Origin of the sequence: Streptomyces griseoaurantiacus (genome assembly GCF_036189845.1) — a bacterium.
In the GTDB taxonomy this organism is placed as follows: Bacteria; Actinomycetota; Actinomycetes; order Streptomycetales; family Streptomycetaceae; genus Streptomyces; species Streptomyces griseoaurantiacus.
On the sequence record NZ_CP108326.1, the window covers coordinates 4,369,156 to 4,382,600 of the forward strand.

The 13,445-nt window shown below is 72.1% G+C and carries 13 protein-coding genes; 8 read left to right on the plus strand and 5 right to left on the minus strand.

Features of this window, described 5'->3' with window-relative positions:
* The first annotated feature begins 1 nt into the window (after position 1).
* The gene (locus OHB09_RS19475) at positions 2-1,123 is read left to right on the plus strand and encodes an endo-1,4-beta-xylanase (protein ID WP_328922313.1); all 1,122 of its coding nucleotides are present in this window, start codon (positions 2-4) and stop codon (positions 1,121-1,123) included.
* A gap of 226 nt (positions 1,124-1,349) precedes the next feature.
* Positions 1,350-2,573 (plus strand): hypothetical protein, encoded by a 1,224-nt coding sequence (locus tag OHB09_RS19480; RefSeq protein ID WP_328922314.1) that lies wholly within the window; start codon positions 1,350-1,352, stop codon positions 2,571-2,573.
* A gap of 42 nt (positions 2,574-2,615) precedes the next feature.
* Here the strand turns inward: OHB09_RS19480 and OHB09_RS19485 are convergent, their stop codons facing one another.
* The 3 genes from OHB09_RS19485 to OHB09_RS19495 all read right to left on the minus strand — a co-directional run bounded on the left by OHB09_RS19485 (position 2,616) and on the right by OHB09_RS19495 (position 4,259).
* Positions 2,616-2,798 (minus strand): hypothetical protein, encoded by a 183-nt coding sequence (locus tag OHB09_RS19485; RefSeq protein WP_252307055.1) that lies wholly within the window; start codon positions 2,796-2,798, stop codon positions 2,616-2,618.
* 71 nt (positions 2,799-2,869) lie between these two features.
* On the minus strand, positions 2,870-3,217 hold the full coding sequence (locus OHB09_RS19490; protein ID WP_191854545.1) for a hypothetical protein: 348 nt from the start codon (positions 3,215-3,217) through the stop codon (positions 2,870-2,872).
* 88 nt (positions 3,218-3,305) lie between these two features.
* A complete protein-coding gene (locus tag OHB09_RS19495) occupies positions 3,306-4,259 on the minus strand; it encodes a helix-turn-helix domain-containing protein (RefSeq protein ID WP_191890214.1) in 954 nt (317 codons plus the stop codon).
* 392 nt (positions 4,260-4,651) lie between these two features.
* On the opposite strand from OHB09_RS19495, the gene OHB09_RS19500 reads away from it, so the two are divergent.
* The 3 genes from OHB09_RS19500 (at position 4,652) to gdhA (ending at position 7,335) form a co-directional block, all read left to right on the plus strand.
* Positions 4,652-5,539, plus strand: coding sequence for a helix-turn-helix domain-containing protein (locus OHB09_RS19500; RefSeq protein WP_328918610.1), 888 nt, complete (start codon positions 4,652-4,654; stop codon positions 5,537-5,539).
* Positions 5,536-5,745 carry a DUF397 domain-containing protein gene (locus OHB09_RS19505; RefSeq protein ID WP_328918609.1) on the plus strand — a complete coding sequence of 70 codons (210 nt, stop codon included), beginning with the start codon at positions 5,536-5,538 and terminating at the stop codon, positions 5,743-5,745. Before OHB09_RS19500 ends, OHB09_RS19505 begins: the two co-directional genes overlap by 4 nt.
* A 216-nt stretch (positions 5,746-5,961) precedes the next feature.
* Entirely contained in the window at positions 5,962-7,335 is a 1,374-nt protein-coding gene (gdhA, locus tag OHB09_RS19510) for an NADP-specific glutamate dehydrogenase (RefSeq protein ID WP_093593784.1), read from the plus strand.
* A 43-nt stretch (positions 7,336-7,378) separates the two neighbouring features.
* Here gdhA and OHB09_RS19515 read toward each other — a convergent pair whose 3' ends face one another.
* A complete protein-coding gene (locus tag OHB09_RS19515) occupies positions 7,379-9,532 on the minus strand; it encodes a PIG-L family deacetylase (protein WP_328918608.1) in 2,154 nt (717 codons plus the stop codon).
* A gap of 293 nt (positions 9,533-9,825) precedes the next feature.
* The gene (locus OHB09_RS19520; RefSeq protein ID WP_006140914.1) at positions 9,826-11,346 is read right to left on the minus strand and encodes an MFS transporter; all 1,521 of its coding nucleotides are present in this window, start codon (positions 11,344-11,346) and stop codon (positions 9,826-9,828) included.
* Between the two features lie 120 nt (positions 11,347-11,466).
* Between OHB09_RS19520 and OHB09_RS19525 the strand changes: the two genes are divergently transcribed.
* The 3 genes from OHB09_RS19525 (at position 11,467) to rplC (ending at position 13,439) form a co-directional block, all read left to right on the plus strand.
* Positions 11,467-11,976 carry a MarR family winged helix-turn-helix transcriptional regulator gene (locus OHB09_RS19525; protein ID WP_006140913.1) on the plus strand — a complete coding sequence of 170 codons (510 nt, stop codon included), beginning with the start codon at positions 11,467-11,469 and terminating at the stop codon, positions 11,974-11,976.
* 492 nt (positions 11,977-12,468) lie between these two features.
* Positions 12,469-12,777, plus strand: a complete 309-nt coding sequence (rpsJ, locus tag OHB09_RS19530) for a 30S ribosomal protein S10 (RefSeq protein WP_003948644.1) — start codon at positions 12,469-12,471, stop codon at positions 12,775-12,777.
* Between the two features lie 17 nt (positions 12,778-12,794).
* A complete protein-coding gene (gene rplC / locus OHB09_RS19535) occupies positions 12,795-13,439 on the plus strand; it encodes a 50S ribosomal protein L3 (RefSeq protein ID WP_006140912.1) in 645 nt (214 codons plus the stop codon).
* The last annotated feature ends 6 nt before the right edge of the window (positions 13,440-13,445 follow it).

Genomic DNA, 13,445 nt, shown 5'->3' on the forward strand with positions numbered 1-13,445 from the left:
CATGAACTCCAGCCGCACCGGCCTGCGAAGAGCCGCCCTCGCCGTGCTGAGCGCCGCCCTGGTGGCGACGGCCGCGGGCACCGCGCAGGCGCACCCCGGCAAGGTCGGGCCCGGAAAGGGCCACCACCACGGCAAGGGGCACCCGAAGCCCGCCGCCTCGCTGCGCGACCTCGCCGACCGCAGGCACGTCCTGATCGGCACCGCCGTCGACACCACGGCCCTCGCCGAGGACGGCGCCTACCGGGCCGCCACCGCCCGCGAGTTCAGCTCGGTCACCGCCGAGAACGTCATGAAGTGGGAGGTCGTGGAGCCCGAGCGGGGCCGCTACGACTGGTCGGCGGCCGACGAACTGGTCCGTTTCGCCCGCGCCCACGGCCAGCAGGTCCGCGGCCACACCCTGCTCTGGCACAACCAGCTCCCGGCCTGGCTGACCGAGGGCGTCGCCGACGGCTCCATCGACGCGAAGGAACTGCGGAAGATCCTGCGCGAGCACATCACCGCCGAGGTCAAGCACTTCAAGGGCAAGATCTACCAGTGGGACGTCGTCAACGAGGTGTTCGAGGAGGACGGCAGCCTGCGCGACTCGATCTGGCTCCAGCAGCTCGGCCCCTCGTACATCGCCGACGCCTTCCGCTGGGCCCACCGGGCGGACCCCGGGGCCAAGCTGTTCATGAACGACTACAACGTCGAGGGCGTCAACGCGAAGTCGACCGCCTACTACGAACTGGCGAAGAAGCTGCGCGCCCAGGGCGTTCCCGTGCAGGGCATGGGCGTGCAGGCCCACCTCGACATCCAGTACGGCTTCCCGACCGACCTCGCCGCCAACCTGGCACGCTTCGACCGGCTCGGGCTGCGGACGGCGATCACCGAGGCCGACGTGCGCATGTTCACCCCCTCCGACCCGGCGAAGCTCGCCCGGCAGGCCTCCGACTACCGGGGGCTGCTCGCCGCCTGCCTCGCCACGAAGGGCTGCACCTCCTTCACGGTGTGGGGCTTCACCGACAAGTACTCCTGGGTGCCCGGCACCTTCGAGGGCGAGGGCGAGGCGAACATCCTCGACGCGGACTTCCGCCACAAGCCGGCGTACGAGGCGCTGCGGGAAGAACTGGTGAAGCGCCACTGAGAGGGGCCCCTGGAACGCCGGCGGTCGCGGAGGTCAGGTCCGCGGCCGCCGGTCCCGCGCCGAGGGGTTGTACGGGCGGCCCGTACGGGAGGGCATCGGACCCGTACCGGTTGGATCACAGCTCTCGTGAAGGCCCCGTGCACCCCTTGTGAACTGCGAGGACGCGTGCCTAGTAATGATCACGCCCCCCGCGCCCCACATTCCGCGCACCGATGAGAGCGAGCCCGTGAGCACCGTCCCGCCCCCCGAGCAGCCCGACGAGGACTCGTCCTCCTTCTCCGAGCAGGAGTGGGCCGCGTTCCAGCGCGACGCGGCGGAGGGCGGTGGCACGGCCCCGCCGAAGGAGCCCTCGGCACGGGCCCGGGTGGTGGCCCGGCGGCTGCGGGAGCAGGACGCGGCGGCCGAGCGGAGCGCCGGGGGACGCCGGCGGTGGCGCCGCGGCGGCAAGGCGGCCCGGCCCGCCCCGGCGACCCCGCCCGGCTGGCGTACGGGCCCCGCCTGGCAGGAGATGAACGGCCGCCGGGGGCGCCGGCGCGGGGTGTGGTCCGCGGTCGGTGTGGTGGCGGCGGTGGCGCTGGTGGTGGTCGCGATCCGCCCGTCACTGCTGCTGGACCGGTTCTCCGGCGGTGAGCCGGCGGACTCGGCCCCCTCCGCGCTCCCGGCCGAGACCGCGCTGCCGAGTGGTGCGCCCGGCGCCGTCGACCAGGCCGGGACGCCCACCCGCGCCCACCCCTTCCTCGGCTCCCCGGCCCGCTCCTGGGCCGGCGGCGCGGACGCCATCGTGCTGCCGACGGCCAAGGCGGCCGGGGGACTGAGCAAGGACGAGGTGGCACTCGCGCTGCGCCGCACCAAGGAGTTCCTGGTCGCCTCCAACCTGGACCCGAAGGTGCTGCGGGGCGGCTCCGCCGACGGAGCGCTGGCGCTCCTCGACCCCCAGCAGCCCGACCTGCTGCCCGAGATCCGCCGCGCCCTGCGCTCCCCGGCCCGCACGCACGACCCGCTGAACTACGTCACCCGCTTCGACCCCCAGCAGGTCGTGCTCGCCGGTGACACCGTCAAGGTGCGCGGCCACCTCACCTTCGACGCGGGCAAGGCGGGCCAGGTGCGGGTGCACGCGGACTACAGCTTCGTCTACCCGCTCGTGCGCACGGAGGCGGACGGCGACAGCCGGGTCGCGCGCACCATCGTGCGCCGCGAGCTGACCATGACCCTCAACGACCCGGCCAAGTGGATCGCCACCAAGGGCAAGCTGTCGCTGACCGAGAACGACGCCCACTTCTACAACTTCGAGTGCGGCGTGTACGACGGCTACATCCACCCCGTCTTCCCCGGCGACACCCCCACAGGCGCCCCCGCCACGGGCCCCGAGACGGATCCCTACGACCGCAGCGCCACCCTGGAGGGCGAGGCGGACGCGCGGGAGGAGTGCGGGACGGTCACGCGGACGTGACCGTCCAGGCGGAGAGGCCCGCGGGCACCAGGTCCTCTCGACTCACCGGCCCAGGTAAGTGATCTGCACGATGAACACGCGTTCGCTGCGTACGACGGTCTGGTAGGCGAACATCCCGCCCGGAAGGAGGACGTCACCGCCCTTCGGGTCGTGCCCCTCGTGGCTTCGGCCGTGCACGTGCAGTGCTTCGGCCGCTCTGACCAACTCGTCGGCTCTGCGTTCCATCTCGGTACGGAAGCCCACTGGGACGGCGCGGGCGGCTTCCTCGGCGGCGAAGGCGTATTCCCAGGCCCAGCTCAAGCGCGTACTGCCTTCATGGCCTCGTCCAGAACAGCGCTCAGCTCCCGCAAGGCCGTGGCGGCGACGGTCGGGTCCTCGTGTTCCAGATCCTCCTGGGCGCGGGCATGCCGGGCGAAGAGGTCGGGGCGGCGGGCGATCTCGATGTCCCTGGCCCATGTCAGAACCCAGCTCTGCACCGGGCTGAGCGACTGCCACTCCACGGCCTTGGCGAAGGCCTCGTCCTTGGTCCGCTGCATCTCCGGCAGGCGGCTGGGGGCGACCACGGCGAGGGCGGCTCGCAGGGCTTCCGGAGTCTGCTCGGGGCGGGGGACCAGCTCGTGTCCGTGGTCGGCCTGCGTGCTCATGGAGTCCTCCCGGGGTCGCACTGGCCAGGGTAACCGGGTGGGACTGCCGGGGTAGGGGTGCGCGAACATGGTGTGCCGTTCCTTCTGGTCAGTGGGTGTACGCGAGCCCGCGGCCGGGGGAGGACGCCGCCGCTCGGCAGTCGCCGCACAGGCCCGGTTCCGGGGCGCGGAAGGCGCGGTCGCAGCCCTCGCAGTTGTGCAGGGGGTGCCGCGTCGGTGGTGGGGCCGCCGGGGCGCGCACCGGCGGCGGGGGCGGCAGCAGGGCGGTGAGGCGGTGGGCCAGCAGGGCCGCGGGGCGGCGCAGGTCGTCCTCCGCGGGCAGGTCGGCTGTCAGGGCAGTACGGACGGCGGACAGCGGCACGTCGTACTGCATCCACGCGACGACACCGGGTGCGAGGTGCGCCGTGTCGCAGGCCGAGAACACCAGACGGGGGTTTTGGCGGCGCAGGCCGCAGAGGAAGTCGACGGCCTTCTCCAGCATGTCAGGGGAGTGGCAGGGCGGCCGGGGCACGGGCGGGAGGGGGTGTGGTCCGCGCTTGCGGCGGGGTTCGGCGCCGGGGACGCCCTCCGGGGCCGCTTCGGGTCCCGGTGACGGTGGCGGTGCCTTCGGCGGCGTCGTCCGGGCGGGGGCGTGCGCGCGGGACGCACCCGGCTGGTTGCAGGAGATTGTGCGGGTGACGAGGCGGCCGGAGGGTGTGCGTACGCGTTCGCGCCGCAGGTAGCCGTGGGCCTCCAGCTCGCGCAGACCGGCCGCGATCCGCGTGCGGCCCTCGGGGAAACGCGTGGCGAGCGTCTTGATGTCCACGAGGGTGTTGCTCGGCAGCGACTGGATGTGCACGGCCAGCGCGATGGCGACCAGCGAGAGCGTGGGGTGCTGGGCGAGGTGATTGCCGATCACCGTGAAGCGGCTGGTGTGGCGGGTGTTGTCGTGGGTGACGCCGTAGGCGTGCCCGCCAGGGCGGGGATTCGCCCGGGAGGGGGGCCGGTGTCCGGCGGGAGCTGACGGGGCGTGCGGGGGCACGTTAGTGTTTTGGGTATCCATCGGGAAGAGGCTTGCTTCCTAGGTGGTCAGGCCCTCGTTCGGGATTCCAGGTCCCGGCCGGGGGCCGACGTATGTTTGGGGCTTTCGCGCTGAGAGTAGGGCAGTCGGGGGCCCCGAAATCCAGCCGAGCCGGTGATGTTCACCCGCGTGAGTGAGCGGCTCCGCGCCGCTGACCGGCGGCGGGAAGGGTGGGCTTGGTGCGGTTTCTTTCCCCCCGAGTTCCTTGAGTGGTTACCGTCCGCGACACCGAAGCCCGCACGTGCGGATTCCGGTGCCGGGCGCCGCCGTTGCCCCGGGAACTGTCGGCGCACTGTCCAGTGCTGTCCGGACGGTCGGCCTCGTTGCCAGGGGTAGGGCGTCGCGGTACGACGCGGACTACGGAGGGGCGCGGCATGTCGGTGGACGGCGAGGCGGTACGGCCGGGGGCGGAGAGCGGCGAGGCGGACGAGCCGGGGTGGGAGGTGGACCCCGACGACGAGTGGGGTGTCGCCGTACTCACCACGGTGGGGCGGCAGTTGAGGCTGCGGAGGGAGGCGGCGGGCCTGCGCGCAGCCGAGTTCGGGACCGCCGTCGGGTACGGCGAGGACCTCGTCTACAAGGTGGAGGGCGGCAAGCGGATCCCCCGGCAGGACTATTTGGCCAGGGCGGACGAGGTACTGGGCGCGGATGGGCTGATCGCGGCGGCGTGGGAGGACGTGAAGAAGGTCCGGTATCCGAAGACGGTTCGCGACATCGCGAAGCTGGAGGCTCAGGCTGCGGAGGTCGGGGTGTACGTGTGCAACAGCATCAGTGGGTTGTTGCAGACGCCGGACCATGCACGGGCGCTCTTTCAGGCCGCGCAGCCGCCGTACTCACCGGATGACGTGGAGCGCATGGTGGCTGCCCGTATGGCCCGCAGGTCGATCTTCGAACGGCGCCCGGCTCCCTCCATCAGCTTCGTACTGGAAGAGGCGACGCTTCGGCGCGAGGTCGGGGGCACAATGGTGTGGCGGCAGCAGATCGAACACCTGTTGGAAGCGGGGCGGTTCCACAACGTCACGCTTCAGGTGATGCCGACGAGGACCGACGCCCACCCCGGTGTGGACGGCAGGATCGAGGTGCTGAAGTTCCCCGACGGTACGGCGGTGGGCCGCTCCGACGGCGCGTTCAACGGGCGGCCGACATCCGACCCGAAACAGCTGCGCATCCTCGAGCTGCGGTATGGAAGCATCCGGGCGCAGGCTCTCGCGCCCCGGGAGTCCCTGGCCTTCATCGAGCGACTACTGCTGGGAGAAACATGATCCGCAATGCCTCCGCCGGTGAGGGCTCAGCACTGGTGTGGTTCAAGAGCAGCTACAGCGACGGTACCGACGGCAATTCCTGCCTCGAACTCGCCCTCACCCCTCACACCGTGCACGTCCGTGATTCCAAGCACGTCGAAGGGCCCCGTCTCGCGCTCGCGCCCTCCGTGTGGGCGCGTTTCGTGGCGTACGCCTCGCAGGGGTGACCAGGGACCTTCCGGTCAGTAGGTCGGGCAGGGCCCTGGCCATACGGTTTACGTGTGCGTAACACTTGACGGGTCGGCCGCTCCGCGGGCGGCCCCGCTGGGGTGCGTCCGAACGGCGGCCGTTTCCCCGCGCGCGGCAACGGCGCCGAGCGCTCTCGACCGGTTCCGTACGACGCTGTCGTACGACCGGTAGCAGCCGTGCCAGAAAGGGAATCCGTGGCGACACGACCCGTGACGAAGCAGTCCGCCCTGTCCACGCTCGAACACCTCCGTGCGGAGATCGAGCAGCGCAACCCGGCCCAGCCGGAGTTCCACCAGGCCGTCCACGAGGTGCTGGAGACGCTGGCGCCCGTGCTGGAGGCCCGGCCCGAGTACGCGGAGCCGGGGCTCGTCGAGCGGCTGTGCGAGCCGGAGCGGCAGATCATCTTCCGGGTGCCGTGGACCGACGACCACGGGCATGTGCGGGTCAACCGCGGTTTCCGCGTCGAGTTCAACAGCGCGCTCGGCCCCTACAAGGGCGGCCTGCGCTTCCACCCGACCGTGAACCTGGGCGTCATCAAGTTCCTCGGCTTCGAGCAGGTCTTCAAGAACGCGCTGACCGGTCTGGGCATCGGCGGCGGCAAGGGCGGCAGCGACTTCGACCCGCACGGGCGCAGCGACGCGGAGGTCATGCGGTTCTGCCAGTCGTTCATGACGGAACTCCAGCGGCACATCGGCGAGCACACCGACGTGCCCGCCGGTGACATCGGCGTCGGCGGCCGCGAGATCGGCTACCTGTTCGGCCAGTACCGGCGGATCACCAACCGCTGGGAGGCCGGCGTGCTCACCGGCAAGGGCCCGCTGTGGGGCGGTTCCCTGATCCGCCCGGAGGCCACCGGTTACGGCAACGTGCTGTTCGCGGCGGCGATGCTGCGCCGCCGGCGCGGGGAGGACCTGGAGGGGCAGACGGCGGTCGTCTCGGGCTCCGGGAACGTGGCGATCTACACGATCGAGAAGCTCACCGCCCTCGGCGCCAACCCCGTCACCTGCTCGGACTCCTCCGGCTACGTCATCGACGACAAGGGCATCGACGTCGAGCTGCTCAAGCAGGTCAAGGAGGTCGAGCGCGGCCGCGTCGACCTCTACGCCGAGCGCCGGGGCGCCTCCGCGCGGTTCGTGCCCGGCGGGCGGGTCTGGGACGTCCCGGCCGACCTCGCGCTGCCCTCGGCCACGCAGAACGAGCTGGACGCGGACGCCGCCGCCACCCTGATCCGCAACGGCGTCAAGGCGGTCTCCGAGGGCGCCAACATGCCCACCACCCCCGAGGCCGTGGACGCCCTGCGGCAGGCGGGCGTCGCCTTCGGCCCCGGCAAGGCGGCGAACGCGGGCGGGGTCGCGGTCAGCGCCCTGGAGATGGCGCAGAACCACGCCCGTACGACATGGACGGCGGCGCGGGTGGAGGAGGAGCTGAGCGGCATCATGAACGCCATCCACACCACCTGCGACGAGACCGCCGAGCGTTACGGCGCCCCGGGCGACTACGTCACCGGGGCAAACATCGCCGGCTTCGAACGCGTGGCCGACGCGATGCTGGCGCAGGGAGTCATCTGAGACGCGGGGGTGCGGCCGGGGTGCGCGCGACCCGGCCGCCGTCTCAGACCTTGCGGGCGGGCGTCCCCGGCGTGCCGGAGGCCTCGGGCGACGGGTCGGGCCGCCACAGCCAGGGCTGGCCCTCCGGCGTCAGGCCCGCGGCCACCGGGCCCCGGCGCGGGGAGCCGTGCAGGACGAAGCCGTCCAGGGAGTCCGTCGTCGACGTGGTGTGTCTGCCGGTCGTGCGGTGGACGAGGCGGAGCCGGCCGTCCAGCGCCCGGCCCAGCAGATGGGCGCCGGCCGCGACGACGGGGCCGTAGCCGGGGAAGGACACCGCGCCGCCCGCCGGGGCGAGGAGCGCGGGGGAGGCGGGCGGACGGAAGTACAGGTGTCCGTCCGCCACGGCTATCGCGTCCGCCGGGACCCTCGGACCGCTCTTCATCCCCGGCACGGGGGAGGGGCCCTCGGGGGTCCAGTGGTGCACGTCCTCGCGGCCCGGCGCGTACACGTGCACCTCGCCGTCCGCCCCCACCACGGCGGTGAGTCCGTCCTGCACCTGCCCGCCGCCCAGGTTCCGCCACGGCGACCAGACGCCGCCGGTCTCCCGGACCCGGGTGCTGATGCCCTGGTCGGCATTGCGCACGAAGAGGTGGACGCGGCCGTCGGGCGCGGTCACCGCGACGGGGACGCCGATGCGCCGGCCCCGGTCGGCGTCGACGCCCTCGGGATTGCCGAGGCCGGTCCACGCCTTGAAGGCACCGCCCGGCGCGCGCTGCTCCAGCAGCACGATCTCCCGCGTATCGGCTCCGCCGAGGCCCTGGACGGACGCGAACCGCAGCCCCAGGAGCAGCAGCCGGCCGTCGTCGAGGACCGCCGAACCCAGCGTGGGCGCGAGCGGGCCGCCGCCCAGGTCGGACGGCTCGCCGAACGTACCGTCCGCCCCCTCCTGCCAGCGCACCGCGCGCATGCCGAGCACGCCGTACGCGGTGAGCCGCCCGTCCGCCGTCTCGGTCAGCGCGAGCCGGGGGCCGGGGTGGCGGTAGTGCGTGGAGCGGACCCAGCGCTTGCGGTTGCGCAGCGGCCGGTCGCCGCCCACGTTGTAGTCGCCGCAGCCGGCCTCGTTGCCGCAGTTCCACTCGGGGGAGCCGCCGTAGGGCACCAGGTGGGCGGCCTTGGGGGTGAGGACCGCGCGCGGGAGGTTGTCGGGCCAGTGCCGGTTGTAGTAGGCGCGGTAGGCGACGGTGCTGAACTCCGGTGGCCCGTCCGGTCCGCTCGTCCGTGCCCAGCGGGCCAGTGCGGCCCAGGTGAAGGAGGCGACGGCGGTGTGGTCGGCGTGGTCGGAGTAGCCGGGCTGCTCGCTGTCGCGGATGCGGGCGAGACGGTCGCTGACCTGGATGTCCGGGTCGGGGTCCAGGGTGTGCACGAGGGTGGGGCGGTAGTGCTCGAACAGCCCGACGAGGACGTCGAGAAGGTCCTCGTGGTCGTAGGAGCGCACGCGCTGCACGGGTGAGCCGTCGGGGACGACGGTGGCCAGCCGCAGCCCGGTCTGCCGCCACAGCGCGGGCACGCCCATCTGCCGGAAGGGGGTGTGCATGGCCAGGTCGAGATGGATCAGCTCGATGCGTCGGCCCTCGTGTTCGAGGGTGTTCAGCTCGGCGTGGTGCCCGCCCGGCAGGGCGAGGGAGGACTCATTCCATCGCGTGAAGATGGGCAGCCCCAGCTGACTCGCGTAGCTCTGCCGCAGGCCCTGGTGGCGGGCGGAGGAGTACGCGTTCTTGTCGGCGGGCGGGGGCGGGAGCCCGGGCGTCTTGTTGACGCCGTCGGCCTCGCCCGCGGTGACGTACACGCAGACCAGGGGGGTGCCGGCGGCCAGCGCGTACTGGGTGTCCGGGTTCATGAAGTACAGGTCGTCGTCGGGGTGCGCGAGCACCTGCATCAGCAGCGCGCGCCGGCCCTGCACGGCGGGACGTCCCGAGACGGGGGCGGGCCCGGCGGTGGGTGCCTTGGCGGAGGCGTCGCCGGTCCGGGTCAGGCCGTACCCGACGACGGCCCCGCCCAGCCCGACGGCACCACCGACGAGCACGGCCCGCCGGGCGGTCCCGGACCTGCCGGTCCCCGGGGTGCCGGTACCGGAGCTCCCGGTACCGCTGTCCGTACTGTCCTTCGTGCGCCGTTTCGCCCTGTCTGCCCACGCAGCCCGGGCATGCCTGAACCGCATGCTCCACACTCCGATCGCCGCCTTGCAGCGGTCGGGTGCGCTGCGTGCTCAGTGGTCCCGGAGCCGTACGGAGCCCGTCCCGCCCTGCGGGCCGGTCCGTGCGGCTTCCGACAGAAGAGAGGGGAGCGGGAGGGATGCGGTTCCCCGCGAGGACGCCTTCCGTTCACCGGCGGGCGTGATGTCGATCACCGCGCGGCGCGGGGGCGGTGACGGCGAACGGCCGCCGCGCGCAGGGAACTTGCCCTGTGTGCGGCGGCCGTCCGGGGCCGCGTGCCGTGCGGCGTGCGAGGAGGTCAGTGCGCGGCCGCGCCCGCCGGGGCGCCCCGGCCCTGCGGGCGGGCGACCACCAGGACGCCCGAGGCCACGGCGGCGATCAGCATCGCCGCCACGCCCCACCAGATGGCGTTGGTGTAGCCGTGCACGATGCCCTCGCGCGCCACCTGCCGCATCCCGGCGCCGCTGGTGCGGTGCTCGCTGATGTACGTGGCGGTCGCCGAGGTGGCGATCGTGTTCAGCAGCGCGGTACCGAGCGAACCGCCCACCTGCTGCGAGGTGTTGACCATCGCGGAGGTCACGCCGGCGTCCTGCGGGCGCACGCCGTGGGTCGCGGTGGAGAAGACCGGCATGAAGGTCAGGCCCATGCCGAGCCCGAGCAGCAGTTCCGCCGGGAGGATGTGCGTGGCGTACGCGGAGTCGACGCCGAGCTGGGTCAGTACCAGCAGCCCCGAGGCCGCGAGCAGCATGCCGGGCACCATCAGCGCCCGCGCGGGCACGCGCGGCAGGAGCCGGGCGGAGATCTGCGTGGAGCCGATGATGATCGACGCGGACATCGGCAGGAAGGCCAGACCACTCCTGACCGGCGAGTATCCGAGGATGCCCTGGAGGTAGTAGGTCATGAAGAGGAACAGGCCGAACATGCCGATCGTGGCGAGGGCCATCGTCAGGAAGGACCCGGCCCGGTTGCGGTCGCTGAGGATGCGCAGCGGCAGCAACGGGTGCTTGGCCTTGCCCTGCCAGAGCACGAAGGCCACGAGCAGCGCCAGGCCGCCGAAGAGCAGGGTCAGCACCAGGCTGTCGCCCCAGCCGCGCGGCTCGGCCTCGGAGAAGCCGTAGACGACGGCGACCAGGCCGCCGCAGCCGAGGATGACACCGGGGACGTCGAGCCGGGACTCGCTGTGCCCGGGGCGGTCGTGCAGCAGGATCAGGGCGCCGATCACCGCGACGGCCGCGATCGGGATGTTGACGTACAGGCACCAGCGCCAGTTCGCGTACGAGGTGAGCACGCCGCCGAGGAGCAGGCCGAGCGCGGCGCCCGCGCCGGCGATGGCGCCGTAGATGCCGAAGGCCTTGCCGCGCTCGCGTGGGTCGGTGAACGTCGTGGTCATCAGGGAGAGCGCGGAGGGCGCGAGGACGGCGCCGAAGACGCCCTGCAGGGCGCGCGCGCCGAAGAGCATGCCGGGGCTGCCGGCCGCGCCGCCGATCGCGGAGGCCACGGCGAAGCCGACCAGGCCGATGATGAAGGTGCGCTTGCGGCCGACCAGGTCGGCGATGCGGCCGCCGAGCAGCAGCAGGCCGCCGAAGGCCAGGGTGTAGGCGGTGATGACCCACTGGCGGTTGCCGTCGGTCATGCCCAGCGCCTTCTGCGCGGAGGGCAGTGCGATGTTCACGATGGTCGCGTCGAGGACGACCATCAGCTGGGCCAGCGCGATGACGACCAGACCCCACCAGCGGCGGGGGTCCGGTGCCTCGACGGCGCTGCCGGAGGTGGGTGCCGGGGCCGTGCGTATGGCCTCGGCGGGCGAGGAGTCGCTCATGTCGCGGAGTGTCGCTTCCTTGGGTTCGTGAGGGTTGTCGCTAGGGCTCCGTGGCCCGGACCGTCACTTACGCAGATCGTCAGTATCGCTGATCGTCAGACAAGAGGATACGCTATCGGTATGACGGGCGCGCATCTTCCCGGTGACCTCGACGGTGCACTCGCCGCGAGGCTGGGCTATCTGTTCAAGAACGCCTATTTCCGGCTCAGTGAACGGATGACGGCGGCGCTGGAGCCCTACGGGATGAACCCGCGCGAGCTCGGCGTCCTCTCGGCGATCCAGGCGGGGGGCATCGAGGAGGGCGGCCAGGAGTGGTCGCAGATGGAGCTCGCCGGACGCCTCGGAGTGGACCGGACCACGATGGTGGCGCTCATCGACGGCCTGGAGCGCAAGGGACTGGTCGAACGGCGCCGCAGCGCGCGTGACCGGCGGCGCAACGTCGTCCTGCTGACGGCGGAGGGGGAACGGTGCCGCCGCGAGGCGGACGCGGCACGGGTGCGGGTCGAACGGGAGTTCCTGGCTCCCCTGGACGAGGAGACCGCCGCGGTGCTGACCGAGGCGCTGCGCACCCTGTTCGAGGCCCACGGCCGGGTGAACCGCCCCCACTGCACGCCGCCGCCCACCACGTGAACCGCGTCACTTGCGCGAGCCCCGTGACGGCGCCGGATGACGCCCCCGGGCGCCGCGCACGCCCCGTTGGTTTGATGCGCGTCACTCCCGGGGTATTCTCCTCCGCTCAATTGGCGCGCGAAGCGCCCCGTATGGCAGACTAGCGGGGTTGCTCGGTCGAGTGCCGATGCTGCGCGCCTCCCGCCGGGAGGACCGGAAGCGAGTCCCACAGTACTCGTCGTTCCAACCGCCCTCGGGCGGCTCTGGGGCGGACGTACGGGAATCTTCCGGGAAGTGTCAGCGGGGTACCGGCCAGGCGCCCGGTGGGCCTCTCGCCCCCGGTCCGCGGTTCCGGAAGGGCCCGTGTTTCCCAGAGCAGGGATGTTCGAACAAGGGACATCTGTGTCAGCGGGAGCGCGACACGCCCGACCGCGTGGGTCGGCAGAGGCGGGAAGGGGAGCACACGCCCCCCGGGTACCAGAGCGTTACGAGAGACAGGACTACGAAGTAGCCATGGCGGGACAGAAGATCCGCATCCGGCTCAAGGCCTACGACCACGAGGTCATCGACTCCTCGGCGAAGAAGATCGTCGAGACGGTGACGCGCACTGGTGCGTCGGTCGCGGGCCCGGTGCCGCTGCCCACTGAGAAGAACGTGTACTGCGTCATCAAGTCGCCGCACAAGTACAAGGACTCGCGCGAGCACTTCGAGATGCGCACGCACAAGCGCCTGATCGACATCCTCGACCCGACCCCCAAGACCGTTGACTCTCTGATGCGACTCGACCTCCCGGCCGGTGTCGACATCGAGATCAAGCTCTGAAGGCCGGTGATCTGAAGATGACCAAGCAGATCAAGGGCATCCTGGGCGAGAAGCTCGGCATGACGCAGGTGTGGGACGAGAACAACCGTGTCGTCCCGGTCACCGTCGTCAAGGCCGGTCCCAACGTCGTCACCCAGGTCCGCACGAACGACGCCGACGGCTACGAGTCCGTCCAGATCGCGTTCGGCGACATCGACCCCCGCAAGGTGAACAAGCCCCTCAAGGGCCACTTCGCCAAGGCGGACGTCACCCCCCGCCGTCACCTCGTCGAGATCCGCACGGCCGACGCCGCCGAGTACACGCTCGGCCAGGAAGTCACCGCCGAGGTCTTCGAGTCCGGCGTGAAGGTCGACGTCACCGGCAAGAGCAAGGGCAAGGGCTTCGCCGGTGTCATGAAGCGTCACAACTTCAAGGGCCTCGGCGCCGGTCACGGCACCCAGCGCAAGCACCGCTCGCCGGGCTCCATCGGTGGCTGCGCCACCCCGGGCCGCGTGTTCAAGGGCCTCCGCATGGCGGGCCGCATGGGCAACGAGCGGGTCACCACCCAGAACCTGACCGTCCACGCCGTTGACGCGGAGAAGGGTCTGCTGCTCATCAAGGGCGCGGTTCCCGGTCCGAACGGCGGCCTCGTCCTGGTCCGCACCGCGGCCAAGGGGGCCTGAGGAACC